General features: G+C 59.7%; 25 protein-coding genes and 2 pseudogenes. 25 read left to right on the top strand and 2 right to left on the bottom strand.

Going from position 1 to position 26,077, the window contains the following annotated elements; all coding sequences use genetic code 11:
• Positions 1-299 precede the first annotated feature (299 nt).
• From ltrA (P3R82_RS10170) to P3R82_RS10155, 4 genes and pseudogenes are all read left to right on the top strand, one after another.
• The gene (gene ltrA, locus P3R82_RS10170; protein ID WP_113177758.1) at positions 300-1,991 is read left to right on the top strand and encodes a group II intron reverse transcriptase/maturase; all 1,692 of its coding nucleotides are present in this window, start codon (positions 300-302) and stop codon (positions 1,989-1,991) included.
• A 73-nt stretch (positions 1,992-2,064) separates the two neighbouring features.
• Positions 2,065-2,211 (top strand): annotated as a pseudogene (locus P3R82_RS10165) (ArdC-like ssDNA-binding domain-containing protein); the annotation flags it as partial.
• A gap of 622 nt (positions 2,212-2,833) precedes the next feature.
• Complete coding sequence (gene ltrA, locus P3R82_RS10160) at positions 2,834-4,792, top strand: group II intron reverse transcriptase/maturase (protein ID WP_349294058.1); 1,959 nt, start codon at positions 2,834-2,836, stop codon at positions 4,790-4,792.
• Between the two features lie 31 nt (positions 4,793-4,823).
• Positions 4,824-5,273 (top strand): annotated as a pseudogene (locus P3R82_RS10155) (zincin-like metallopeptidase domain-containing protein); the annotation flags it as partial.
• 122 nt (positions 5,274-5,395) lie between these two features.
• On the opposite strand, the gene P3R82_RS10150 reads toward P3R82_RS10155, so the two are convergent.
• Entirely contained in the window at positions 5,396-6,481 is a 1,086-nt protein-coding gene (locus P3R82_RS10150) for a lactonase family protein (protein ID WP_283193759.1), read from the bottom strand.
• Positions 6,482-6,654: 173 nt separating this feature from the next.
• Here P3R82_RS10150 and P3R82_RS10145 point away from each other — a divergent pair, with 173 nt between their 5' ends.
• The 9 genes from P3R82_RS10145 to P3R82_RS10105 all read left to right on the top strand — a co-directional run bounded on the left by P3R82_RS10145 (position 6,655) and on the right by P3R82_RS10105 (position 14,599).
• Entirely contained in the window at positions 6,655-7,155 is a 501-nt protein-coding gene (locus tag P3R82_RS10145; protein WP_283193926.1) for a MaoC family dehydratase, read from the top strand.
• A 6-nt stretch (positions 7,156-7,161) separates the two neighbouring features.
• Entirely contained in the window at positions 7,162-8,322 is a 1,161-nt protein-coding gene (locus P3R82_RS10140) for a CaiB/BaiF CoA-transferase family protein (protein ID WP_283193758.1), read from the top strand.
• Positions 8,319-9,449: an extracellular solute-binding protein gene (locus P3R82_RS10135; RefSeq protein ID WP_283193757.1), complete on the top strand. Its 1,131-nt coding sequence runs from the start codon at positions 8,319-8,321 to the stop codon at positions 9,447-9,449. Before P3R82_RS10140 ends, P3R82_RS10135 begins: the two co-directional genes overlap by 4 nt.
• 42 nt (positions 9,450-9,491) lie before the next feature.
• On the top strand, positions 9,492-10,682 hold the full coding sequence (locus P3R82_RS10130) for a substrate-binding domain-containing protein (protein ID WP_283193756.1): 1,191 nt from the start codon (positions 9,492-9,494) through the stop codon (positions 10,680-10,682).
• Positions 10,683-10,727: 45 nt separating this feature from the next.
• Positions 10,728-11,465, top strand: coding sequence for an ATP-binding cassette domain-containing protein (locus P3R82_RS10125; protein ID WP_283193755.1), 738 nt, complete (start codon positions 10,728-10,730; stop codon positions 11,463-11,465).
• Positions 11,458-12,198: an ATP-binding cassette domain-containing protein gene (locus tag P3R82_RS10120; RefSeq protein ID WP_283193754.1), complete on the top strand. Its 741-nt coding sequence runs from the start codon at positions 11,458-11,460 to the stop codon at positions 12,196-12,198. Before P3R82_RS10125 ends, P3R82_RS10120 begins: the two co-directional genes overlap by 8 nt.
• A 1-nt stretch (position 12,199) precedes the next feature.
• Positions 12,200-13,159, top strand: coding sequence for an ABC transporter permease (locus P3R82_RS10115; protein WP_283193753.1), 960 nt, complete (start codon positions 12,200-12,202; stop codon positions 13,157-13,159).
• Positions 13,156-14,124: an ABC transporter permease gene (locus P3R82_RS10110; RefSeq protein WP_283193752.1), complete on the top strand. Its 969-nt coding sequence runs from the start codon at positions 13,156-13,158 to the stop codon at positions 14,122-14,124. The genes P3R82_RS10115 and P3R82_RS10110 overlap by 4 nt, the downstream gene beginning before the upstream one ends.
• Before the next feature lie 223 nt (positions 14,125-14,347).
• Positions 14,348-14,599, top strand: a complete 252-nt coding sequence (locus P3R82_RS10105) for a hypothetical protein (RefSeq protein ID WP_112949230.1) — start codon at positions 14,348-14,350, stop codon at positions 14,597-14,599.
• Positions 14,600-14,730: 131 nt separating this feature from the next.
• On the opposite strand, the gene P3R82_RS10100 is transcribed toward P3R82_RS10105, so the two are convergent.
• The gene (locus P3R82_RS10100) at positions 14,731-15,528 is read right to left on the bottom strand and encodes an IclR family transcriptional regulator (RefSeq protein ID WP_112436432.1); all 798 of its coding nucleotides are present in this window, start codon (positions 15,526-15,528) and stop codon (positions 14,731-14,733) included.
• A gap of 164 nt (positions 15,529-15,692) precedes the next feature.
• Here P3R82_RS10100 and P3R82_RS10095 point away from each other — a divergent pair, with 164 nt between their 5' ends.
• From P3R82_RS10095 to P3R82_RS10040, 12 genes are all read left to right on the top strand, one after another.
• Positions 15,693-17,003: a sugar ABC transporter substrate-binding protein gene (locus P3R82_RS10095; RefSeq protein WP_283193751.1), complete on the top strand. Its 1,311-nt coding sequence runs from the start codon at positions 15,693-15,695 to the stop codon at positions 17,001-17,003.
• Between the two features lie 119 nt (positions 17,004-17,122).
• The gene (locus tag P3R82_RS10090; protein WP_283193750.1) at positions 17,123-18,016 is read left to right on the top strand and encodes a sugar ABC transporter permease; all 894 of its coding nucleotides are present in this window, start codon (positions 17,123-17,125) and stop codon (positions 18,014-18,016) included.
• Between the two features lie 2 nt (positions 18,017-18,018).
• The gene (locus tag P3R82_RS10085) at positions 18,019-18,885 is read left to right on the top strand and encodes a carbohydrate ABC transporter permease (RefSeq protein ID WP_283193749.1); all 867 of its coding nucleotides are present in this window, start codon (positions 18,019-18,021) and stop codon (positions 18,883-18,885) included.
• 6 nt (positions 18,886-18,891) lie between these two features.
• Positions 18,892-19,995, top strand: coding sequence for a sn-glycerol-3-phosphate ABC transporter ATP-binding protein UgpC (ugpC, locus tag P3R82_RS10080; protein ID WP_112980660.1), 1,104 nt, complete (start codon positions 18,892-18,894; stop codon positions 19,993-19,995).
• A 9-nt stretch (positions 19,996-20,004) separates the two neighbouring features.
• The gene (locus P3R82_RS10075) at positions 20,005-21,117 is read left to right on the top strand and encodes a mandelate racemase/muconate lactonizing enzyme family protein (protein WP_283193748.1); all 1,113 of its coding nucleotides are present in this window, start codon (positions 20,005-20,007) and stop codon (positions 21,115-21,117) included.
• A gap of 11 nt (positions 21,118-21,128) precedes the next feature.
• The gene (locus P3R82_RS10070; protein WP_112436428.1) at positions 21,129-21,458 is read left to right on the top strand and encodes an L-rhamnose mutarotase; all 330 of its coding nucleotides are present in this window, start codon (positions 21,129-21,131) and stop codon (positions 21,456-21,458) included.
• The gene (locus P3R82_RS10065; RefSeq protein WP_283193747.1) at positions 21,451-22,530 is read left to right on the top strand and encodes a Gfo/Idh/MocA family oxidoreductase; all 1,080 of its coding nucleotides are present in this window, start codon (positions 21,451-21,453) and stop codon (positions 22,528-22,530) included. The genes P3R82_RS10070 and P3R82_RS10065 overlap by 8 nt, the downstream gene beginning before the upstream one ends.
• 4 nt (positions 22,531-22,534) lie before the next feature.
• A complete protein-coding gene (locus P3R82_RS10060) occupies positions 22,535-22,990 on the top strand; it encodes a MaoC/PaaZ C-terminal domain-containing protein (protein WP_283193746.1) in 456 nt (151 codons plus the stop codon).
• Between the two features lie 274 nt (positions 22,991-23,264).
• Entirely contained in the window at positions 23,265-24,485 is a 1,221-nt protein-coding gene (locus P3R82_RS10055; protein ID WP_283193745.1) for an adenylate/guanylate cyclase domain-containing protein, read from the top strand.
• A gap of 411 nt (positions 24,486-24,896) precedes the next feature.
• A complete protein-coding gene (locus P3R82_RS10050; RefSeq protein ID WP_111563878.1) occupies positions 24,897-25,295 on the top strand; it encodes a VOC family protein in 399 nt (132 codons plus the stop codon).
• Positions 25,296-25,391: 96 nt separating this feature from the next.
• On the top strand, positions 25,392-25,574 hold the full coding sequence (locus P3R82_RS10045) for a hypothetical protein (protein ID WP_283193744.1): 183 nt from the start codon (positions 25,392-25,394) through the stop codon (positions 25,572-25,574).
• Positions 25,575-25,580: 6 nt separating this feature from the next.
• Positions 25,581-25,862 (top strand): hypothetical protein, encoded by a 282-nt coding sequence (locus P3R82_RS10040; protein ID WP_283193743.1) that lies wholly within the window; start codon positions 25,581-25,583, stop codon positions 25,860-25,862.
• The last annotated feature ends 215 nt before the right edge of the window (positions 25,863-26,077 follow it).

Raw genomic sequence — 26,077 nt, 5'->3', positions numbered from 1 at the left:
GCCCCACCGCGAACACCGCGCCCCGGCGTACTGAGAGCGCCCGCCCCGACCGCATCTCCTTCATGTGGAACACGGAAACCCCGATGGGAACCGGTGGCAACGCCGGTAGGCCGACCGCAAGGGAAGCTGAATGCCCAGCGGGAACAGGAAGACCCAAGAAGCGAATGTCGGCAGATCGAAAGATCAAGGGAATCCATAACCTGCCGGATAGAGCAATGCTCAAGCCGAAAGGCTGCTGACGTGGGTTTGGTGAACCGCCCGAAGACGTTGTGATGATTGCTAACCGAGGGAAAAGTTAGGTGCGGAATTCTTCTGCAAACGGAACCAAGGGACAGACCGACTGGAATGCCGTCAACTGGCGGCAAGTCAATCGGCGCGTCCGCAATCTGAGACAGCGCATCTTCCGGGCGTCCCGTGAGAACGACCTTGCCAAGGTGCGTTCTTTACAGAACCTGATGCTTCGGAGTTACTCAAACACGCTGAAAAGCGTGCGACAGGTCACTCAGGAGAACAAGGGAAAATACACTGCTGGCGTAGACGGCATCGTCACGACGACCGTCGAGGCTCGCAACGAGTTGGCCGACAGCCTCATGTCGGTTCAGCCGTGGCGAGCAGCGCCAGCGCGTAGGGTGTATATTCCGAAGGCAGGCGGGAAACTGCGCCCCCTTGGAATCCCAACCATCCGTGACCGAGCTTTGCAGGCGCGGGTGAAAAACGCGCTCGAACCCTTCTGGGAGGCACGCTTCGAGCCTTGCAGCTATGGGTTCAGGCCGGGACGGGGATGCCACGATGCCATAGCGAGAATCTACAATGTCGCCGCACCAGTGCGCCGCCGCCGATGGGTTCTCGATGCTGACATCAAAGGGGCGTTCGATAACATCGACCATGAATTCCTGCTCAACGCCATCGAAGGGTTCCCTGCAAAGGAGCTCATTCGTCAGTGGCTGAAAGCGGGGTACATGGAGCGCGGGGTCTTTCACGACAGCGATAGTGGTACGCCGCAAGGTGGCGTGATCAGTCCTCTGCTCGCCAACATCGCCCTGCACGGCATGGAGGCCGCGGTTGGTGTGAAATACATCACCCGCGGCGACAATGTCGGCAAGCGGTGTTTGATCCGCTACGCAGACGATTTTGTCGTCTTCTGCGATAGCGAAGAAGATGCGTGTCAGGCTCGGGTGGAACTATCCGCCTGGCTGGCAGCGCGGGGCCTTGTCCTCTCAGACGAGAAGACGCGGATAGTGCATCTATCCGATGGGTTCGACTTCCTCGGCTTCAACATCCGCCAATATCGGAGTCCGGAAACCCGATGGGGCTGGAAGCTGTTGATCAAGCCTTCCCGGAAATCGGTGAAATCGCTGAAAGCCAGGATGATACGGGAATGGCGAGGACTGGACGGTCAGAACATAGTCACCGTCCTTACTCGGCTAAACCCGATCATTCGAGGCTGGAGCAATTATTACCGGAGCGTGGTATCGAAACGGCTATTCGCCCAACTCGACAGCTGGATCTTTGGCAAAGAGGTCCGTTGGGCGCGGAAGACACATCCGCAAAAGCCATGGTACTGGGTCACGCGCAAATACTGGGGTAAGTTACACCCCAAGAGAATGGACTACTGGGTCTTCGGCGATGCTGCCGGAGACGGCGGTCGTCTCATCAAGTTTGCGTGGACCCCGATCGTTCGACATATCCTTGTGAAAGGGGGCGCATCGCCAGATGATCCAGCCCTCCGAGACTATTGGGTGCGGCGAAGATCGCGTCAGCATGCCGAGCTTTCCGGTCGGCAACAGGCTCTCGCCAAAGAACAAGGAGGCATGTGCTTCCGCTGCGGTGAGACCCTGCACAACGACGAGGCCCTGTGCGTTCACCACATCACGGCACCTCGCCTTGGTGGGAAACGCACGCTCGATAATCAGCGCCTCATGCACCTCTACTGCCATCTCCAGGCTCTTGCTGCGGAGAGGAGTGTACGGGATCGCAAGCGGTTTGCTTGAGCCGTGTGCGGGGAAACTCGCAAGCACGGTTCTGAGGGGGCGGGGCAGCGGCGACGCTGCCCCGCTACCCGACCTGGAACTGGGAGCCGCCGTCCGCAAGGGCGAGACCGGCACGACCGTCGTCTTCGCCAGTTCAATCATCCGCGCCGAGACAGTCGAAAAAGGCGATGACGTCGAACGCACCATTCCCTTCATCAAGGCCTACACTGTCTTCAACAGTGCGCCGTAACGGCGAAAGTATAGGGAGTGTCACGATGAGTGAATGAGCTTGCTGGAATAGCTCATGCCTGCCGAACTAACCTCGATCGGCAACGATTGTGACTCCGAAAGGAGCGGGGAACAATAGCATGTTCGGAAAAGGCCCAAAGCATCAAAGTCGTTTGCGATGCGGCGGGTCAGGGCAAGATGTGTATGGTGAAAGCTGTACTGCCTGAATCCTAGTTTGCAGCGGCCTACAACCGGAGCGGTGTCGTAGAACGACTGACACGACACACCGAATGGACAGAGGACAGGGTGTTGAGGTCCTCCAACCCCGATATCGGGAAAGCCAGCCCATTCGGCGCATCCTCCATCGGAGGGGTAAGTGAACGAACGGGGCACCTAACCACATCGTATCTCCCGCTTTCGTAATTACGGGATGCCCTAAGCAGGCATCGGTTCTGCCGATGACCTGTATGGGTACGGAGCCGTCATAGTACTCAAATGCCCGGAGTAATGACCGGGACAGCCGAAATCATCGGATGGTCGAGAATATAGGCTCAGGGCAACTTGGGCGAAAATTCTGCGGATCAGGGGAAGGACGGCAGCGACTACGATCCAAAACCTTTCGAAGAGGTGTGCTAATGCTGCCAGATACTATCAAAAGGGCTATTGGATCGCTCCCGATCATTGTTAGGTCGGGTCGGCGGGTCAATGGGCTCTATCGCCTTATGAGGGCTCCGCTCCTTTGGGAGCAAGCCTACCATAAAATCGCACAGAATAAGGGTGCGATGACACCGGGAGTTGACGGACAGACCTTTGACGGCTTCACGTCGGAAAAGATATGTTCGATCATCGAACGGCTGGCGAATGGGACCTATCGCCCGCAACCAGTACGTCGGGTGTACATTCCCAAAGCCAACGGCAAGAAAAGGCCGCTTGGTGTGCCGACGACGGAAGACCGCTTGGCCCAGGAGGTTGTTCGAATTCTTCTGGAGCAAATCTATGAGCCGCTGTTCTCGCAGCACTCTCATGGGTTCAGACCGAACCGATCCTGTCATACCGCGTTGGAAAACATCCGTGCGGTGTGGACAGGGGTGAAATGGCTGGTCGATGTCGATGTGGTCGGATACTTCGACAACATTGATCACGACATCCTGATTGGCTTGCTTGAAAAACGTATCCACGACAGCCGATTTATCGGCTTGATCCGTGGAATGTTGAAAGCGGGCTATATGGAGGATTGGGTTTATCACCGAACCTACAGCGGCACCCCACAGGGCGGTATCGTCTCCCCTATACTGGCAAACATCTACCTCCATGAACTCGACGAGTACATGGAATCGAAGGTCACAGCCTACCATAGGGGCGGGAAACGTGTTCCATCGGTCGAAGGCCGACGGATCATGAATCGTCTGACGCGGCTTCGTAAGCAAGTGGATCAGCTTCGTCTTGATCGAGGTGATGATGATGCAGAGATCAAATCCAAATTGGAGGAGATCAGTCGGCTGAAGGCGGAACGGTTGACCGTGCCGGCCACCGACGCATTCGATCCGAATTACAAGCGGCTCCGCTACTGCCGTTATGCTGATGACTTCTTGATCGGCATAATTGGTAGCAAAGATGATGCGCGGCAGATCATGGAAGAGGTGAGGACATTCCTCTCCAAAAACCTGAAACTGAGCGTATCGGATGAGAAAAGCGGCATCCGCAAGGCTTCGGACGGAGCACGTTTCCTTGGATACGATGTCAGGACATCGACCAACCGCAATCCGCACAAGGCGACCTTTTATGGTCGTCCCGCACTGCGGCGAGGGTTGGCAGATCGTTTGAAGCTGAATGTCCCAAGGGAAAAGGTGGTCCGGTTTGTCAATGGCAAAGGATGGGGCGACTACGATGCCTTTCGTCCTCGCCACCGTCCCGCTTTGACATTGGCGAGTGACGTCGAAATTGTCATGGCCTACAACGCTGAATGGAGAGGCTTCGCAAATTACTATGCGCTTGCCGATGATGTGAAACGCAAGCTCAATAAGGGCGGGTACTTTGCCCTGATGAGCTGCGTCAAGACCATCGCGGCAAAGCACAAAACGTCTGCGAGGGAAATCTTCGCCAAGATGCGCCGAGGGCAAGACTTCTTCGTTCGCTTCCAAGTCGGAGAGGAACCCCGAGAGATCAAGATCTGGCAGCTGAAGGACCTGAAGTGCGAACCGCGAAAATGGGGTGACATTGATCGCCCACAATCATCAAAGTTCGTGTTCAGCAGGACAGAAATGGTCGAACGCCTCAACGCGCAGAAATGTGCCAGATGCGGTCGAACAGATCTTCCATGTGAAATCCATCATGTCAGAAAGATCGCGGAAATGGAAAAAGCGGGGCTTGCCCGGTACATGCCGGCAGCACGATTACGCAAGCGCATTGTGCTTTGCCAGCCCTGTCATCGCTCCGTCCATGCTGGTGGCCAAGTTGACCAACGACGTGATGGAACACGTAGTCGTGGAGAGCCGGATGCGCTGAAAGGTGCAAGTCCGGTTCGGAGGGGGCTGAGCCGCGTCCTCATTGAGGTGCCGCCAGCCTACCCTACCCGACCAGATCAAGGGCCTTGACGGGCATCATCAGGCAAATGTCGATCTATCCGATCCGCTCGATCGTATCGGGATGGCCGGACGTTTCCTCGCCAATACCGGAGCGCTCATCCGCCATGGCGGTTCGTCCGCATACTATGCCGCCGCCAAGGACTACATCCAGATGCCACTTCTCGACAGTTTCGTCGATGAGGCTAGCTATGTCGCCGTCCTCAGCCACGAAATGACGCACTGGACATCGACACCCGCTCGTCTACACCGCGATCTATCCCGCTACGCCAAGGACCGCACGGAACGTGCTCGTGAAGAGCTTATCGCCGAACTTGGCAGCGCGTTCCTCTGCGCCGATCTCGGCATCACGCCTGAGCTCGAACCGAGACCCGACCATGCAAGCTACATCGACGGATGGCTGCACGTGCTGCGTGGCGACAAGCGCGCCATCTTTCAAGCCGCGGCCCATGCGCAGCGCGCGGTTGACTACCTGCATCACCTGGTGCCGGACGACAACGTGAATGTGCCTCGATATGATGGTGCCACCGGACAGCGTGATTGTCGTTCGATTGGGCTGTATGTACAGGACTGGGACGATGTACTCGGGTTTTGATGCAGCCGCCGCTATCCAGGTCAGGCCGCCGATGTCTTGATGCAGGTTGGCGTGCCGGTTTCGATGGATACTCCGGTATCTTGTAGTTGCCCGGTTTCGGCATTTCGTTCGAACACCGAAATCTGGTCGGAATCCTGGTTGGCGCAAAACAGATGACGACCAGACGGGGAAAGCGCGAGGTTTCGCGGTGTCTTGCCGCCGCAGGGCACGCTTGAGAGGAGTTCGACTTCGCCATTGTCGAGCGTCTTGAACACCGAAATGCTGTCATGGCCACGATTTCCGCCGTAAAGAAAACGACCGTCGGGCGAGATTTGGATATCGGAACAATGGTTTCCGTGGGTATCCGGAAGTGCTTTCGTCGAGCCGATCGGTGTCAGCGCCCCTGAACCGGAATCCACGGCGAAACTTGAGCAAGTCGAGTTAAGTTCATTCAGCACAAACAGAAAACGCCCGTTCGGGTGAAGGGCCGTGTGTCGAGGTCCAGCGCCTGGCTCACACCGCGTTTGCGAGAGACGGAGGAGTTGATCGCCCTCCAAGCGATAGCTTGTTAGTGTGTCGCAGCCGAGATCGGCCACCACGAATAGATTGTCGCTGACTTCCACGACACTGTGGGCGTGGCTGCGTTCCTGCCGGGCCGTGTCAGTCCCTCGACCGATCTGGCGTATGGACGCGTTAGGCGGATAAAGACCATCTTCGTCTGTGAATGGAAATGCCACCAGGGATTGGTCGGGTCCACCGTCACCCATGCCGTAGTTCACGACCATCAGCTTCTTGCCGTCGCGCGTGACGACATTATGGGCGGTGATGCTGCCGCGCGCTGGCTGCATGTTGAGATAGGTAAGGGCGCCGGACGTTTTGTCGAACGATAGGGCGGTGACAAGTCCCTCTCGCCAGCCGAAAATCTCGGAATTGGCATAGACCGCGTTTCCATCCGCGCTCACCGATAAGTAAGTCGGATTGTCGATGTCGGCATATTCGGTGACTTTCGTTGCCTCCAGCCTCTCCTCGCCGAACCGATACACGCTTACGCCGGCGCCGTTCGCCGACGCGAAGTAGGGCGTCTTGCGGTTACAGGATCCGATGAAAAGAAAATAGGCGTCACTCATATCCGGCCTCCCGTTCCGTCCATGCTCCGTCTCCTTGATCGCATAATCGAATGGACTTGCAAAGGTGATGCATATGTGAAAGTGATATTCACATAAGAAATTTCGTTGCCGGGGAGGGCATCGTTGTGGGCCAGGAGCCGACCGTCGGGATTTCGTCCACGCATCCATCCGACATGCCGCGGGAGCATGCCGATCTGCCGGTGTGGAACGCCGAAAACTGGTTTTACGAGGACTGGCCCGAGGGACAGAAGATCCGCTCGTTGCGCCGCACGATTGGCGAGAGCGATAGCCATCTCTTCAATGTGCTGGTGACCGACATTCATCCCTACGTCCAGGATCAGATGTTTGCTGAAAGCGACGGCGTGTTCGGTCGGCGCCTGGTCGCCGGCGCCTTCGTCTTTTCCGCTGGGCTTGGCCTGGTCGCGACCAACTGCGTCAATGCTTTTTCATATGGCTATGACAGGCTGCGCTTCATCAAGCCGGTCTTCATCGGCGACACGATCTACACGATCCGTACCAACCTCGACAAACGCCCTCGCTACCAGGAACTCGGCCTGATCAGGGCAAGCTATGAAGTCTTCAAGGGCGAGGGCGAACTCGTTCTCTACTGCGAGCACCTCCAAACCGTGAAGTACAAGAACCCGGCCGATTTCGCCGGCAAGACGGAAAAGTAATCTGCAATGACGCAATCGAATGATCTCCCCCTCAGCGGCCTCGTGGTCGTCGACATGAGCCAGTTCCTGTCCGGCCCATATTGCTCGCTCCGGCTGATGGATCTTGGCGCCCGGGTGATCAAGATCGAGCGTCCCGATGGCGGTGACCTGTCGCGACGTCTTTATCTCAGCGACACGGAAATCGGCGGTGACTCGACGATCTTCCACGCCATCAACCGCGCAAAGGAAAGCCTGGCGATTGACCTTAAAAACGAGAGTGATCTGAAGGCATTAAGGACATTGCTTCAGAGCGCGGATGTGGTTATCCAGAATTTCCGACCTGGCGTCATCGAGCGGCTCGGTCTTCACTACGAAGCGGTCAAGGCGCTCAACCCGCGTCTCGTCTACGCATCGATCAGTGGATATGGCGACGAGGGTCCGTGGGTCAGGCGACCAGGCCAGGATCTGCTTGCGCAGTCACGCTCCGGCGTCATGTGGCTCAATGGCGACGAGGATCAGGGTCCCGTTCCCTTCGGCCTGGCGATTGGCGACATGTTGGCGGGCGCCGCCGCCTGTCAGGGCATTTTGGCGGCACTCGTGCGCCGAGGCGTGACGGGCAAGGGAAGTCTCGTCGAGACAAGCTTGATGGAGGCACTGGTCGACTTCCAGTTCGAGGTGCTGACCACCCATCTCAACGACGGCAAGCGTCTGCCAAGACGATCCAGTTTTCGCAGCGCCCACGCTTATCTTTCCGCGCCCTACGGCGTCTATGCCGCCAGCGACGGCTACCTCTCGATTGCCATGACCCCGATACCCAAGCTCGCCGATCTCCTCGACATGCCTGAGCTCGATCCATATCGCGACGATCCCACAAGCTGGTTCCGTGATCGTGACCGGATCAAGGAGCTTATCGCCAATAAGATCGCGACCCGCACGATCGACGAATGGCTGGCCATCCTGGAGCCGGCCGATATCTGGTGCGCCAAGGTCTTGAACTGGCACGAGCTCATGGAAAGCGACGGCTTCAAGTCTCTCGACATGCTGCAAACCGTCACCCGTGACGATGACGTGTCGATCCTCACCACACGCTCACCCCTTCGCGTCGATGGTGCCCGCCCGAAATTCGATCGCGCGGCGCCCCGCATCGGCGAACATAGCGCGGCGATCCGCGAGGAGTTCGGACTATGAGCAAGGTGACGTTGAAGGGCATGACATGGAGCCATCCGCGTGGCTACGATCCCATGGTCGCCTGCTCTGAACTGTTTCACACGGAGACAGGCATTGCCGTACACTGGGAAAAGCGCTCCCTGCAGGACTTCGAGGCCTATCCCGTCGAAGAGTTGGCGCGCGCCTACGACCTGATCGTCATCGATCATCCGCATGTCGGACAGATCACCCATGAGAAATGCCTGCTGCCACTCGATCTGACGGAGCGCGCCGATGAGCGGAAAGCGCTCGCTGCCGGCAGCGTCGGTGCGTCCTACCCGAGCTACAATGCCGATGGCCGCCAGTGGGGCTTTCCGATCGACGCGGCGACGCAGGTCCAGGCATACCGGCCGGACGAATTGGCAAAGCCCGCCGCCACCTGGGCGGAGGTCATCTCGCTAGCAAGGGAAGGGCGGGTCTTGCTGCCGCTTCGCCCTCCGCACACGCTGATGACGTTTTACACGCTTTCCGCCAATCGCGGACATGCCTGTCGCGTCGAGCCTGGTCACTTGATTGAACCTGACGCTGGAGCCCAGACCTTCGAGATGATGCGCGAGATCGCATCGCTCGTCGATCCCGCCTGTTTCGAGATGGACCCGATTGCCGTTTTCGAGGAGATGTCATCAGCCGACAGCCGCATCGTCTGCGCGCCCCTTATCTATGGATATGTCAGCTATTCGATCGCGGGCTTCCGCGACCGGTTGGTGCGGTTTGCCGATATCCCCGTCGCGGGCAGCCATGGCCCAATTGGATCGGCGCTCGGGGGCACCGGTATCGCGGTTTCGGCCTTCTCCAGGAACCCGAAAGAGGCAATCGATCTCGCCTATTGGATCGCGAGCGGCCCAATCCAGCGCGGACTGTATGCCAAGGCCGGTGGGCAGCCCGGTCATTCCGCCGCCTGGGAGGACGATGACGTCAACCGGAACGCTTCGGAGTTTTATCGCGCGACCCGCGCCACCCTCGATGGCGCCTGGGTGCGGCCGCGGCACAACGGCTACATGGCGTTTCAGCAGCAGGCATCCGACCGCATCAATAAGGGCCTCAAGGATGGAGAAGCGGCACCGCGGGTGGTCGCCGATCTCAACAGGATGTTTGCCAACAGCTTTTGAAATTGGGCGCGGGAGGAACCGGGCGCCATATGGAGGAGTGAAATGAGAAAGAGCATCCGTATTTTTCTGGCGGGCGCGAGCCTGGCGGCTTTGGGCGTGCCAGCCATGGCGCAAGACGATGTCAGCACCGTCGTCTCGGGTCTGCCCGATCTGCTGAAGGCGCAGTATGATGGCGCTCCACAAAAAGTGGGCCCATCGGCCTGGGGCAATTGGACGCCGCCGGCCAAGCCCTGGAAATGGTGTCATTCGGAATCCTACCAGGGCAATCCCTGGCGCGTTACCGTCACCAAGGAGCTGAAACGCCTCGTCGACGGGTTGATCGCCGATGGCAGCGTCTCCAGCTTCGAGGTCTCCGATTCCAACAACGACGTCAGCCAGCAGATCAACCAGATCCGCGCCTTCATCGACAAGGGTTGCTCGATCATCACCTCGATCCCGGGCTCCGCGACCGCGCTCGACGATGCGGTGGACGCGGCGGCCGCGGCAAAAATCCCCTTCGTCACCGCGGCCGGCTCGGTGACGAGCCAAAACGCTATCAATGTCGATTCCAACTATGCCCGCTGGGGCTATGACATGGTGACAGCCATCAATCAGGCGCTTCCGAAAGGCGGTAACGTGCTGATGGTGGAGGGGATCGCCGGTCATCCGATCGTCGCTCAGGAACGTCAGGGTGCCGACAAGGCTCTCGCCGAGGACAAGAACCTGAAGGTTGCTCGCTCGGTGAACGGCAACTGGACGGCAAACGTCACGAAGACGGTCGTGCTCCAGGCGATTGCCACCAATCCGGCGCCGGTCGATGCTGTCTGGACGACGGGCAGCGAAAGCCGCGTCGTCGCCGAGGCATTCGCGCAGGCCGGTCGCCCGGCACCACTCATCACCGGATCCTTGACCGGCGATGCGCTTGGATACTGGAAGGCCAACCCCGACAAGTACAGGTTCGAAGGCCATGCATTGTTGCCACACTGGACCGCGCAGACGCTCTTTAGAGTGGGCGTGCGCATGCTGGACGGGCAAAAGCCGAAGCTGAACACGCTGATGATCCCCATCCCGGCCGTCCACAATGCCGATCTGCCCAACTGGTACAAGGACTGCATGACGCCCGATGCGGTGTCGATCTTCCCCGTGCCGCCGACGGATCCAATGCCAGAGGATCTGCTCAACGCCTATTTCGATGGCGCCAAGCCAACGCCGGGATGGGACTACGCCAAGACGCCCGACGCCTGCGCCAGGTAAGATTGACGGGCGCGGTCCATGACCGCGCCACCCCGGATCGGATACATGCTAGAAATCGAAGGCCTATCAAAACGATACGGAGAGACTGTCGCCCTGTCGGACGCGACGGTCTCGTTTCGTGCCGGAACCATACATACGATCCTCGGCGAAAACGGCTCGGGCAAGAGCACGCTCGTCAAGATCCTCTCGGGCATCGTTGCCCAGGATGAAGGCGTCGTCAGGTTCGACGGCGCGCGCTTCGCCGCCAGTAACCCAGCCGGCTTCCAACGCGCGGGTTTCGCCACTGTGTTTCAGGAAATCCTGATCGCGCCTGATCGAAACGTGACCGACAATATCCTGCTTGGGCTCGATGGCTTGTGGACGCGCGGCGTGGCGCGCGACAGCCGGCGCGAGACCGCCGCCAACGCGCTCAGCCGCTTTGCCGTCACGGACATTCCGCTCGACGCCCCCGCCGGATCGCTTCCTCTCGCCGCCCAGCAGCTCGTCGTCCTGGCGCGCGCGGTCGTGCGGCGCCCACGCGTCCTGATCCTCGACGAGGTGACGGCCGCCCTTGATTTTGGCGACCGCCAATCCGTCTTTCGCCTGATGCGAGAAATGGCTGATGCCGGAAGCCTGCTGATCTTCATCACTCACAGGATGGACGAGGTCAAGGCGCTCTCCGACAGGATATCGATCCTCAGGGGCGGACGTCTCGTTCGCACCGAGGAGGCCGGGATATCCTCATCGGAGGAACTTCTCGCCGCGATGGCCCCACGCATGGCCGAGGATTTGAGCCATGAATGATTTCCGGTTGACTGTCGACAATCTCACCCTGAAAGACGGCGCCCGGCCAATAGTCCAGACGTTCAAGGCTGGCGAAATCGTCGGTCTCGCGGGACTGGACGGCCATGGGCAGCAGATATTCCTGGAGGCACTCGCGGGTCTCGTGACGCCGGCAAGTGGACAGGTCTCCGTCTCGCGCCAAGGCCAAGGCAGGCCGCTGCGAGGTTTTCGCCAGGCCGTCGCCAACGGGATAGCCTATTTGCCCCGCGATCGGCGGGCGACCGGGATCTTCCCATCCATGTCCGTGCTCGACAATTTCGCGATCGCGACCGTCTGGACGGACACGACTGCCGGGCTGATTACAGCGGCCAGGCGTCGCGAGCGCTTCGAGGCCTATCGCCAGAAGCTTTCGATCAAGGTTCCGGATCTCGACGCCCCGATCACCACGCTGTCGGGCGGCAATCAGCAAAAGGTACTTCTCGCGCGAGCCCTGGCGCTTCGCCCCGACGTACTCCTCCTGAACGATCCGACGCGCGGTGTCGATGTCGCCACCCGCCACGTGCTCTACGGCGTCTTTCGTGAGCTCGCGGCGGACGGCATGACATTGGTGATCCTGTCGAGTGAGATAGAGGAGATCCTCCTCCTTTGTGGTCGATTGCTGGTGTTTCGAGAGCATGAAATCTCGGCCGAGATGGCCGGCGCTGAAATGACGGCCGGGAACGTTATCTCGGCCATGTTTGGAAAGGCCGCTTGATATGGGCGCCCGCTTTTTTGGTCTTGCCGATCTCGTCAGGAACGCCGGTTTCGCGGGCGTTCTCTTCGTTCTGCTGCTGGCATTGAACCTGATCCTCAATCCGACCCGCTTTGCTCCAGCCAATTGGGGAACGCTGATCGGGCTCGCGGCGCCGCTGATCGGCGCGTCGCTGGCATCGGCGCCCGTTATTCTGGCGGGGCGCGGTGGTATTGATATCTCCGTCGGACCCGCCATGGGCTTCGTCAACGCGATCGTCATCCAGGTGCTCTTTCTCACAATGGGCATATCATCGCCCGCCGTCGTGATACCCGCGGCACTCCTCGCGGGCCTTGCGATCGGCGCCATCAACGGCTTTCTGGCGACCGTCGTGCGCATCCAGCCCATCGTCGCGACGCTTGGCACCTATCTGGTTCTCGGCGGGGTGACGCTGACAATCGTGCCGTCGCCTGTCGGTCCAGCCCCTGGTTGGTTGAAGGCAATGTCGGCGAGCTGGTCGATCCTGCCGCTTGCATCCGTCGCGATTTGCTGGCTGCTTATCAAGAAGCTTCCTTACTACGACCTCTTGATGGCGGTTGGCAGCGACGATCGCGCTGCCTATACCGCCGGGGTGCCGGTCACGAAAGTGCGGTTCATCTCCTATCTGATCACCGGTCTGTTCGCCGCGATCGCTGGCCTGATGCTGACGGCACTGATCGGGTCGGCGGACCCGAATATTGGCGCCAGTTATACCTTGATTGCCATCGCATCGGTCGCTCTTGGCGGCGTCAGCCTTGCCGGTGGGCGCGGCGGGCTCGCCGGAGCGGCGATCGGTGCGATCGATATCTTCTTGCTGCAAAGCGCGCTGACCGCCTTCAATGTCTCAACCTACGTCCTTCAAATCGCATATGGCGCGATCCTGGTTGCCGCCGTCGTGCTGACCGCGCTTCAGGAAAAGAGCGCCAAGGGAGCGCGCGCCCGATGATGACGACCAAACTCTTGAGGGAGACGACTGGCCGGGCAATCGGCGCCTTTGCGATCGTCATCCTGCTGCACGTGATCGGCACGATACTCATTCCCGGTTATTCGCAGCCTTTCGCGATCCGCGCGCTGCTCGTGCTCGCATCGCTGCTGGCGATTGCATGCATCGGCCAGACCCTTGTCGTCATCCTTGGCGGCATCGATCTGTCGATACCTTTCGTGATCGGCTTTGCGAACGTGGTGGCGGCCCAACTCTATGGGCAGCAATGGAATTTCGCGATCGTCTGCCTGATCGTCGCGCTGATCGCGTTACTGATTGGCGCGTTCAACGGCTATGTATCCCGTAGTCTGAACATCCATCCGCTGATCGTGACGCTCGGAACTGGCATGGTGGTCCAGGGTGCTGTCTTGTTTTGGACAGCCGGCTTTCCGTCGGGGTCGGCGCCGCGGGCGATTTCTGACTTCGTCTCGATTGGGGGAAGTGCTGGGCCGTTGCCTTTGCCGTGGGTGGTCCCGTGCGTGGCCGTCCTCGCCGCGATCGTCGCGTTGATACTGGCTCGCACGCCGTATGGCCGCAGGCTTTACGCCCTTGGCAGCAACCCTGGCGCCGCGCCGCTGGCCTTGATCAATCCTGTCGGCATGTGGGCCGTGACCTTTGCGATCAGTGCCTTGTTTTCGGCGGCAACTGGCGTCTTGTTGCTCGGATTTACGGGGTCGGCTTACGGCGATGTAGGCCAACCCTATCTTTTCCAGACGATCGCGGCCGTGGTTGTCGGTGGTGCGGCATTGATCGGCGGGCAGGGAAGCTATCTCGGAACAATCGCCGGGGCACTGGTGCTGACGGAAATCAACACGCTTCTCATCGGTCTAGGCTTCCAACCGTCAGCGGTGCAGGCAGCGCTCGGTGTCATAATCGTCGCGCTGGTTTCGCTCTATGGGCGTGAACGCCACGTCAGCAAGACAATCTGATGGTTCGCGCCTGCACTCCGCGTGCCAAGTCCGTGCCTCTCGGCAGTTCCGGAGACGCGGTCGCATGTCTAACATGCCGTGGCCCAGTCTTTGCTTCTGCCTCTCGATGCGAGGCTGGCCGTTGCCTGCACTGGAACAGTTGGTCTCGAAACCAGTTATTCCGGTGATGCTGGGCGAGTGAGTGAACACGCCCACTTAGCAACGCGGATGAAAGATGTGTTTGATGAAGAACCATATTGCGGCCTTCGGCCTGTCGTTGCTGATCGCAGCTCCCGCATTCGCCTTTGATGTGAACGGCAAGGGGCAGGACAGCTTGCTTGGCGGTGACGCGAACGTCTGCCACCGCGAGCCGTGGCGATGCACCAAAAACCCTGAGCGCGCCGAGCGTCAATACTATCGGGACCGCTATCATCGTGAAGCCGATCGGCGGGCGCGCGATTGGGATCGCCGTCACTACCGCGATTGGAATGATTAGGCTGAGCCCGAACCGCGGGTCCGGCTGATTTCTTCTCCTTGCTTCCCTGACCGCGGATCATTAGCGATCAATACGGATGGGCTTGAATGCGCGCGCGGTCGCGCCCACCCAACTCGGAATAAAAGATTCATTTATGAAGACGGCTGCGATTTCGCGATCTCGTCTGATCCGACCAGGATAGAGAGCTGCTTGGCGGTTTTTTGCAGGTGCGCGATCGTGCGCGTGATATCCGGGGCCCCGGGCGCGTTGACCAATGCGATATAGGGGCAGGTGAGCGCCGCCATGCATGTCCCATCGGCTCCGAGCACGGGCGCGGAGAGGTTGTAGACACCGGCCGTCTGGGCGCTCGGCATCATCTCGTAACCCTGCGCTCGTATCTGGTCGAGGCGCTCATAAAAATCCTCGGAGAGATCGATGTCGTCACGGCTTCGCACGTGCTCGGAGATCATCAGCTCGCGCTCGTCTTTATCCCTGAACGCCAGAAGCACATGGCCGGAGCCGGTGTCGAAGAGGTTCACATGCGAGCCGACCCTGATCGAGATCCCCCAATAGTCAGGCGCTTCCTGCTGCGCGATGACAACGGCGTTACCGCGATCGAAGACCGCGAGATGGTTGGCCTGGCGGGTCTTTTGGGCGAGCTCACGCATGAGGGGCGTCGCGAAGGAGGCGAGACGCCTGGTCGGTGCATGCAACTGTGAAAGGCCAAAGAGCTTGAGCGTCAGCGCGAAGCGGTCGCCCTCGAGCTTGGCGACATAGCCGCGACGCACCAGTCGATCGAGCATGCGATAAAATTCGTTCGCGCTGCGGTCGAGCCGTTTGGCGATCTCCGTCTGTGACAGCCCGTCCTCGACGCTCGCCAATAGTTCCAAAATGTCGAGACCCTTGTCGAGCGCCGGTGCGCGGTAACGGTCTGCGTCATCGTTTTCCATGTACGGTCTCCTATGAATAAGATTTGCATATACGCAGATCGCGGTTTCGAGAAGGGAAAGTTCCACTTGACGCCGGCGCTTTATTGCCGTTTGTATATGAAAATAAAACTCATATGTGAGGAGCCGACTTTCCTGGAGGGATCGTCGTTGTGGAGGAGAGGAATATGAGAAAGTTGGTTGCCAGCCTCGCGGCTGGGATTTCGCTGATTGCGTCGGTTGCCAGTGCCGCCGATTTGCCGGGCAAGTTCGAAGGCGTGACGATCGATGCCAAGCTGATCGGCGGCCAGCAGTATGAGCCGCTCTACGCGCGCATCGCCGAATGGGAGAAGGCGACCGGCGCCAAGGTCAATGTGCTGTCGAAGAAGAACTACTTCGAGCTCGACAAGGAAATGAAATCGGACCTGGCCTCGGGCGACATCAAGTGGTGCGTTGGCTCGAACCACTCGTCCTTCGCGCCCATCTATGAGGGCCTCTATACCGACTTGAAGCCGCTTCTTCCCGCCGAGGAAATCGCCAAGTTCGTCGATTCCACGATCTCGGCGTCAACGATCGATGACAAGCTGGTCATGCTGCCGCGCGCGCAGTTCGATGTGTCGGCGATGTATTACCAAAAGAGCCTCTACACCGACGAAGCCAAGAAGAAGGCCTTCAAGGAAAAATACGGCTACGACCTGGCCCCGCCGGATACCTGGAAGCAGGTATCCGATCAGGCAATCTTCTTCTCAAATCCGCCGAATTTCTTCGGCACGCAGTTCCCCGGCAAGGAAGAGGCGATCAATGGTCGCTTCTTCGAAATGCTGGTCGCCGAGGGCGGTGAATACCTCGACAAGGACGGAAAGCCGACCTTCAACTCCGAAGCCGGTGTACGCGCCCTCGACTGGTTCGTGAACATGTACAAGGCCAAGGCGGTGCCAGTCGGAACCACCAATTACCTCTGGGATGACCTCGGTGCCGGCTTCGCGTCGGGTACCGTCGCTCTTGATCTCGACTGGCCTGGCTGGGCCTCCTACTTCAACGATCCAAAGAACTCCAAGATCGCCGGCAATGTCGGCGTCATCGTTCAGCCCGCCGGCTCGTCCGGCAAGCGGACTGGTTGGTCCGGACACCACGGCTTCTCGGTCACCGAAGCCTGCGGGAACAAGGACGCGGCCGCGTCGCTCGTCTGGTTCCTAACCAACGAGGACTCACAGAAGATCGAGGCCGCGACGGGGACCTTGCCGACCCGCAAGGCGGTCTGGGAGTGGGATATTCAACAGGCCGCGAGCGATCCTTACAAGAAGGAAGCTCTTGGCGCCTTCCAGGAAGCCATGAAACATGCCTTCCCGGTCCCGCGCACGCCTGAATGGATCGAGATCTCCAACGCGGTCTATCCGGAACTGCAGTCGGCGATCCTCGGCGACAAGACCTCCAAGGAGGCTCTCGACGCCGCGGCCGACAAGGCGACCAACATCCTCAAGGACGCCGGCGCGCTTTAATCCCGTCATGGAGGGTCCCGCATTCGCGAATGGGTGCGGGCCCCATTTTGGAGGAACGGAGCCCGCCGAGGCTCCCTCTCGCAGTCCAGGCGCCCGATATGGCGTGGACAGGTCGTTCGATGCTCAAAAAAATTCCGACACCCATTCTCCTGCTTCTGCCGGCCATCATTGTTCTGGCGGCCGTGGTCCTGGTGCCCCTGCTGCTGTCTCTTTATTCCAGTTTCACGCCGTTTCGCCTGACCCGACCGCAGACGCTCTTCGTCTTCGTCGGCCTGCGCAACTACGTCCGCATCCTGACCGATCCGGTCTTTCTCGCGGCGTTCGTTCGCACCGTGGTGCTGCTGACGATCGCGCTCAACCTGGAAATGCTGCTCGGCCTTGGGCTGGCGCTTCTCGTCAACCGGGCAACCATGGGCCAGCGCTTGCTGCGCACGCTCATGATGTTTCCGATGATGTTTTCCCCGGTGCTCGTCGGCTTCCAGTTCACGTTCATGTTCAATGACAATGTCGGCCTGATCAACAACGCGCTTCAGGCGCTCGGACTGACCGACACCGCGATCCCGTGGTTGATTGACGGCAACCTCGCGCTCTTTTCGATCGTTGTCGCCGAGGTCTGGTCGTCCACCGCGGTCTTCGCGATCCTTATCCTGTCCGGTCTCCTGGCCATGCCGCAGGAACCCGTGGAAGCCGCCCGCGTCGACGGCTGCACGCCCTGGCAAACGTTCCGCTACGTCATCTGGCCGTTTCTCATGCCCTTTGCCTTCATCGCCATGACGATCCGCTCGCTCGACGTCGCGCGTGCCTATGACATCGTCAAGATCATGACGGATGGCGGCCCGGCACGGCGAACCGAGCTCTTGTGGACGCTGGTCGGACGCACCGCCTACGCCGATGCTCAGATGGGGCTTGCAAACGCCATGGCCTATGTCTCGATCATCTTGTCGATCGCCTTCACCGTCTATTTCTTTCGGAAGCTGGCCCTTGCCCGCACCCAGATCGGCGCGGAGTGGTAGTCATGGATAGCAATAGCCAACAACGCCTTCGTCGACGTATCGGCCGTGTCCTTTATTTGATCGGTCTGTTCATGGCGATGCTCGTCATCTGCCTGCCGGGCTTTTGGATCGTGCTCAGCTCGCTGCGACCCCCGGTCGAAATCATGGCCAAGCCTCCCGTCTGGATCCCGAATGAACTGTCGCTCGATGCCTACCGAGCGATGTTCTCCGGCATCGGCAAGGGCGGGATTCCAATCTGGGATTACTTCCGCAACTCGCTGATCATCTCGATTACCTCGACGGTTATCGCGCTCGCGATCGGTATGTCCGGCGGCTACGCGTTCGCGCGCTTCAAGTTCGCGGGCAAGTCCTCGACGTTTCTCGGCCTGATGCTGACGCGCTCGGTCCCAGGGATTGCCCTTTCGCTCCCGCTCTTCATCCTCTACTCGCGCATTGGCATCATCGATACGCATTTCGGGCTCATCCTGACCTATGTGGCCCTCAATGTGCCGTTCACCATCTGGCTGATCGACGGCTTCTTCCGTCAGGTTCCCAAGGACCTCGCCGAAGCCGCGCAAATCGACGGATGCACGCGCTGGCAGGCCTTCTGGAAGGTTGAGTTTCCGCTGGCAGGTCCCGGTATCGCGTCAGCCGGCATCTTTGCCTTCCTCACCTGCTGGAACGAATATGCCCTTGCCTCTCAGCTGACGCGGTCGGTGAACTCGAAAACCCTGCCGGTCGGTCTCCTCGACTATACCGCCGAGTTCACGATCGACTGGCGCGGCATGTGCGCCCTGGCGGTGGTGATGATCGTTCCGGCGCTGGCGCTCACCTTCATCATCCAAAAGCATCTCGTATCCGGCCTGACATTCGGCGCGGTCAAAGGTTGATATCCCATGGCTCAGGTCTCCCTCAAGAAACTCGTCAAGCGCTACGGCGCGCTCGAAATCGTCCACGGTATCGATCTTGATATCGCCGACAAGGAATTCGTCGCGCTCGTCGGTCCATCTGGATGCGGCAAGTCAACGACGCTGCGCATGGTGGCCGGCCTCGAGCCGATTTCAGGTGGTGACATCGAAATCGGCGGTCGCCTCGTCAATGATCTGCCGCCGCGTGACCGCAACATCTCGATGGTCTTCCAGTCCTACGCGCTCTATCCGCATATGAGCGTGCGCGAGAACATGGGCTTTTCGCTGAAGATCGCCAAGGTGGCGCAGCCGGAAATCGATCAGCGCGTCAACGAGGCCGCCGCGATCCTCAGCCTCGAGGCCCTGATGGACAGGCGCCCCGCGCAGCTGTCGGGTGGCCAGCGCCAGCGCGTCGCCATGGGCCGGGCCATCGTGCGAAATCCCGACGTATTCCTGTTCGACGAGCCGCTGTCGAACCTCGACGCGAAACTGCGCACGCAGATGCGGACCGAAATCAAGAAGTTGCACGCCAAGGTGCAGGCGACGGTCATCTATGTCACCCACGACCAGGTCGAGGCGATGACGCTCGCCGACCGGATCGTCATCATGCGTGACGGCCATATCGAACAGGTCGGGACGCCCGACGACGTGTTCAAGCGCCCCGCGTCGCGTTTCGTCGCCGGCTTTATCGGCTCTCCGCCGATGAACATCCTGGATGGCACGATTAATGACGGCCATGTCGTCTTTGCCAATGGCGACCGTCTGCCATTGCCCGCAAAGTTCAAGACCGCGGTCACGCAAGGCCGGAAGGTGACGCTCGGCCTGCGCCCCGACGATCTATTCCCGACGGGTCACGGTCTGGTTTCGGGAAACGCGGCGGAAGTTCACGAAGCTAGTCTCCCCGTCACCATCACCGAGCCGCTTGGAAACGAGACGCTTGTCTTCGTCGAATTCGCTGGTCGCGAGTGGGTGGCGCGCATGCTCAATCCCCGGACCCTGGCTTCCGGCGAGCAAATCAAGATGAGCTTTGATCTTTCACAGGCACATCTGTTCGACGCGGACAGCGGCAAGAGCCTGGCAATCCGAGGGTAAGCACAAGTCATGGCACGTATCGAGAAAATTGAAATCCGCATGGTTGACCTGGCACCGAAGGTCAAGCGAACCGACGCCATACAGAGCTTCGTCAGTCAGGAAACGCCGATCGTCACAATCACCGACGCCGACGGCGTGACCGGCATCGGCTACAGCTACACGATCGGCACCGGCGGGTCATCGATCATGCGCCTCTTATGGGATCACCTCGTTCCGCTTCTGATCGGGGAGGATGCCGATTGCATCGAGGCGATCTGGCGCAAGATGGAATTTTCCACCCACGCGACGACGATTGGCGCGATAACTGCCTTGGCGCTCGCCGCCGTCGATACCGCCTTGTGGGACCTCAGGGCAAGGAAGCAAGGACTGCCGCTCTGGAAGCTGGCGGGCGGCGCCAAGGATAGTTGCCCCCTCTACACGACGGAAGGTGGCTGGCTGCATATAGAAAAGCAAGCGCTGGTCGAGGACGCGCTCCTGGCGAAGTCGAAGGGCTTTTCCGGTTCCAAGGTGAAAATCGGCAAGCCGCATGGCGCCGAGGATTACGCCCGCCTCTCGGCTGTACGAGCAGCGGTGGGTGATGACTTCGAGATCATGACCGACTGCAATCAGGGCTTCATGGTCGACGAAGTCATAAGGCGCGCGGCGCGCCTGAAGGACCTTGATCTCGCCTGGATCGAGGAACCGCTCCCAGCCGATGATCTCGACGGGCATGTCCGCCTTTCTCGTTCGACCGCCACGCCCATTGCCGTGGGGGAATCGATCTATTCGATCCGCCATTTTCGCGAATACATGCAAAAGGGCGCCTGCTCGATCGTCCAGGTCGATGTCGCCCGCATCGGTGGCATCACGCCATGGCTCAAGGTCGCCCACGCCGCGGAAGCCTTCGATATTCCCGTTTGCCCGCATTTCCTGATGGAGTTGCACGTCAGCCTGGTCTGCGCGGTGCAGAACGGGAAATATGTCGAGTATATCCCGCAGCTCGATCAGCTAACCACCAAGGGCATGGAGATCAAGGACGGTCGCGCGATCGCGCCCTGCGAGCCCGGTCTCGGTATCAGCTGGGACTGGCAAGCCATCGAGGATCGCTCGATTCTGGAATTCACCAAGGAACTTCGCGGCTGAGGAGAATGGCGATGCGGAGAATGGGAATGGTCATCGGATTAAAGCCGGCGAACATCGCGAATTACAAGCGTCTTCATGCGACTGTATGGCCAGAGATCCTGGCGCTGATCTCCGAATGTAACATCACCAACTATTCCATCTTCCTCAAGGAGCCGGAAAACCTCCTGTTCGGATACTGGGAATATACCGGGGATGATTTCGACGCCGACATGGCAAGGATGGCCGCGCACCCGAAAAACAAGGAATGGTGGGCCATCTGCATGCCGCAGCAACAGCCGCTCGGGACGCGAAAGCCGGGCGAGTGGTGGGCGATGATGGAAGAGGTCTTTCACCATGGTTGAAGCCCTTGATCCAAGTCGTCTACGACAATCATGGCCGCTTCCCGCCAAGCCCCGCCCAATCGTGATTTTTGGTGCTGGGAGCATTGTCGGGGACGCCCATCTTCCGGCTTACAAGAAGGCCGGTTTCCCGGTCGCTGGTATTTTCGATCCGAATTTAGCCAAGGCAAGCGCGTTGGCGCGGGAGTGGGGCACGGCGGCCTTTGTCTCGCAAGAGCAGGCGCTTTCCGTGGAGGGCGCGATCTTCGATCTGGCGACGCCGCCCGCCGCTCATGCCGCGATATTGTCGAAGCTCCCGCAAGGCTCCTTCGCGCTGCTTCAAAAGCCGATGGGCGGCAATCTCGAGGAAGCCAGCGAGATCCTGTCCATATGTCGATCCCGCGGCCTTAAAGCCGCCGTCAATTTCCAGCTTCGCTTCGCGCCGATGATGCTGGCGCTCAAGGACGCCATAGCCGGTGGATATTTAGGCGAGGTCGTCGATTTCGATGCCTGGCTCGCGCTCGCGACGCCATGGGGTCTCTGGCCCTTCCTCAAGGGCCTGCCGCGCATCGAGATCGCAATGCACTCGATCCACTACCTGGACGTTGTCAGGGATCTGCTTGGCGACCCGCTTGGCGTCCACGCCAAGACGATCGGTCATCCGAACCACGAGGTGGCGCAGACCCGCACCGCGGCAATCCTCGACTACGGCGAGACGATCCGTTGCGTGCTCTCCATCAACCATGACCACGACTTCGGCAGACGCTTTCAAGCCTGCGAATTCCGCGTATGCGGCACGAAGGGCGCCGCATATCTGAAGCTTGGCGTCAATCTCGACTATCCGCGTGGGGAGCCCGATGAACTTTGGATCAGGGGTGACGGCGCCGACGACTGGGTCGCCGTGCCGCTTAAGGGAAGCTGGTTCCCCGACGCTTTCGCCAATCGCATGGCGAACCTTCAGCGTTTTGCCTCTGGCGAGGACGATGTGCTTGTCGGTGCCATCGAGGATGGATGGCGGACGATGGCGCTCGTCGAGGCCGCCTATCAATCCAGCGGTAGCCCGGCGACGCCGCTAATGCCCTTGCCGAAGGAGTAATCACGTGTCCGAGCAAATTATCCATTACGAAGACTATGAACTTAACGCGGTTCGCGTGACGACTGGCCGGACGATCACCGAGACCGACTTCGTCGTCCATGCCGGGCACACGGGTGACTTTTTTCCACATCACATGGACGCCGAATTCGCCAAGACGCTTCCCGGTGGCCAGCGCATCGCCCACGGCACAATGGTGTTTTCGATCGGCGTCGGGCTGACGGCTACACTCATCAATCCGGTCGCGTTCTCCTATGGCTATGACCGGCTGCGCTTCGTGCGTCCGGTGCATATCGGTGACACGATCCGAACGCGCGTGACGATCTCGATGAAGGAGGACGATCCGAAGCGCCCGGGCATGGGTCGCGTCGTCGAGCGTTGCGAGGTCCTGAACCAGCGCGATGACGTCGTGCTCGCCGCGGACCATATCCTCCTCGTCGAACGCAAACAGAGACAGGGTTGAGAAACGGCGTCTCGAAAGGTCTCATCCGCCCCTGTTTAGGTGTCGTGGCACGATCGAGGCCGGAGCGATGTCTCGCCGCCATACCATGCCTTCGATCGCTAGACCCGGGAGAGCGTTCGCGCAGGGGACGGGGCAAGACATTCGCGCCTTGGGCAAAACCGACGGCGGATATGTTCCCGCGGATAGGTTGGATGCCCGCCAGGTGCCGCTGTTGCTCGATCTTTCCTTTCACACTCACGCCAACCGCCATAGAATGCGTGCTCGGAGGATTCTGATGAGCACCATTACGCATATGACGCCGCAACCCAGGGCTAGGGGTACATGGCCGAGGGAGCGTCGCCCAGTCCTGGACTGGCTCATGAAGGAAACGAGTTCGCAGCGTTTCCTGGATAACTTGCTCGTTGATTTTTGCGAGCGCCTCGTGCGCGACGGCGTACCGGTCGCGAGGTCTTCGCTTCATCTGAGGATCCAGCACCCACAATGGCAGGGCGCCCGGATCCTGTGGCAACCCGGTGTCCAGGAAGCCCATATCGACACATTTGATTACGATGTCGACACCACGGAGCTGTTCCTGCGCAGGCCGGCGACCGAGATATACAATGGGGCAACGGAAGTTCGACAACACCTTGACGCGAGCGCCAACGAGGTGGCGGCGTATCCTCTTTTCGAGGAGCTTCGCCGTGACGGCTTCACGGATTATGTCGCCTGGCCGATGGAGCATACCTGGGGGAAGCGTCATGTCGTCACCTTCGCCACGAAGAAAGCCGGTGGGTTTCGCGAGCATGACATCGATTACCTCCGGGACCTGCTGCCGGCGCTCGCCCTGGCGAGCGAAATCCGCATGAAGAATGCCATGGCCCGCACGCTCCTGGAGACCTATGTCGGTCCACATGCGAGCGCGGAGATCCTGGCTGGCGCGACGACCCGGGGCAGTGGCAAGACCGTCAGTGCCGCGATCATGATTTGCGACCTGCGCGATTTCACCGCCCTGTCCGATCTGTGGCCAAGAGACGACATCATCGAGATACTGAATGGCTACTTCGACGCGCTGTGCGAACCCGTCGAGGCCAGGGGCGGAGAGATCCTGAAATTCATGGGCGACGGCCTCTTGGCTGTGTTCCCTCTCTCCAACCCGAATGCCCACGCGGATCTATTGGAAGCCATCAAGGATGGTCGCCAAAGAATGGACGTCTTGAATGGCGAGCTCGTGAAAAGCGGGAAATCGCCGCTGCGGTACGGTATCGGTGTCCATGTGGGCGACGTGATGTATGGCAACATCGGGTCCAGGAAGCGCCTGGATTTCACGGCGATTGGGCCCGCCGTCAATATCGCGTCCCGACTGGAGGAGCTCACGAAGCAACTGAAACGGCCGGTGTTGCTATCCTCCGACTTCGTCAAACTCGTGGAAAATTCGTCGTCAGGGTTTCTCGATCTCGGATCGCATAACCTGCGTGGCCTCGAACGGCCAGTGAGCATCTTCGGCCTTGCGGATTAAGCTCCCGGACCGGCACCCGAGGAAAGAGCCCCCTGGAGCCGCGTGGCTTAAAACGACCGCGGGCGCTCAACCCAGAATGTGGGGAGCGCCCGTTGGTTGCAAAGGCCGCGAACGCCGAACATTCAGCAGGCGGCCTCAAGTGCCGCCGATATAAACGCAAAGAGTTGGGACGAGAAGCTCCTTGATTGCAGCCCAGCCATGCAAACCAGAACCATCTGATCTAATCCAGCTCGTTGCCAGCAACGCGGTTGCTTGTCGTACGTTCTTGCACCGGGGGTGGCCGTCCGATTTTATGATCCAATGCGATTGGGTCGACACCTGCTCTGGCCCAAGGTTGCCAGCACTCTTGTTGAATGGCTCCCGACGACTAGTTTCGAGAGCTTGACCAATTGAGCCGGGGACGCGTCGAGAATGCTGAAATCCTTCGAACATGTGGGCATGACCGTTAGCAACATGGATCGCGCGGTCACATTCTATTGTGACCTACTCGGGCTGAAGCTGCATCTGAGGAAAAAGACGGATGACGGCGCGGAGTTGGCCTTCCTGGACGCGGGCGGCGGGATGCTTGAGATCATCGCTCCCACTAACGGGGTCAAGCGGGCGGTGGACGTGCCCGACGATACCGCCGGATTGCGCCATCTGACATTCCTATACGAAGACGTCGACCGGACCTTCGCCAGGCTCGAGATGGCTGGCGTTGATGTCAAAGAGAGGCCGCGTTTCGCTTATAATCCCGAAGTGCTGCAAAAAGTCGCCTTCGTGCGCGATCCCGATGGCATCATTATCGAACTTGCCCAGCGGAAGACTTGATCCCACCGTTGGCCATGACAAAGCCTTACGGTGGCGTGAAAGTGGGAACCCGTTCGTTCGTCAATTGGAATATGCTCCCGCCGCATTGGAATCGTCTTGTGGAATCGTCTTGGCGCGGCGAAGCAGCGACTGCATGTGGCGTCTCTGGCCCCTGGCGACGCGGTCGAAGCGCTGCGTCCCGCGATCGCCGCTTTCGTGGTGGACGCGGCATTCGGTCACGTCAATGCCGGCGGCGCGCGCCAGGAGGCCCGCGGATCGGCTAGCTCCTTGTCGCGATGACTGGAAATGGCATCGAATTACATGAGCCAGAAGGTGAAGCCTTCGCATGTTAATGTGCTCACGGGAAAGGCCCGCGAGCTGGGTATCGCGGCGCCGACGGAAGGCGACATGAAGCAGATGCGCGCAACTGGCAAGATTGCGCTTGCTGACATGATGGGCGACGCCGCTATCCTCAAGGCCATGAAGACGAACGAGGACGACACGGTCACCGCATACGAGCGAGCCGCTCGGCACGAGGGGTGCGGTCCCGGCGTCGAGGGTCTTTTTCATGAAGACCCATCAGGATGAGGAGAAGCATCGCGCTTGAATGGACACGACCGCGAAGACGCTCTGATCTTGAAGAATGGTCGCCGACACATCATTTATGTGTCACCACCCGAACCAACGATTGTCGGCTTGCCGCGAAATGATTTCGCGGGCCCGCGGACATCCGGGTGAACAAGGGCGCTCCCCATGATGGGTTGAGCGCCCTTGGCGCGACGCCAATGCAAAAAAGCAATCGC

The organism is Rhizobium sp. AN80A, assembly GCF_030053015.1.
GTDB lineage: Bacteria > Pseudomonadota > Alphaproteobacteria > Rhizobiales > Rhizobiaceae > Rhizobium > Rhizobium metallidurans.
This window is presented reverse-complemented; position numbering and strand designations above follow the sequence as displayed.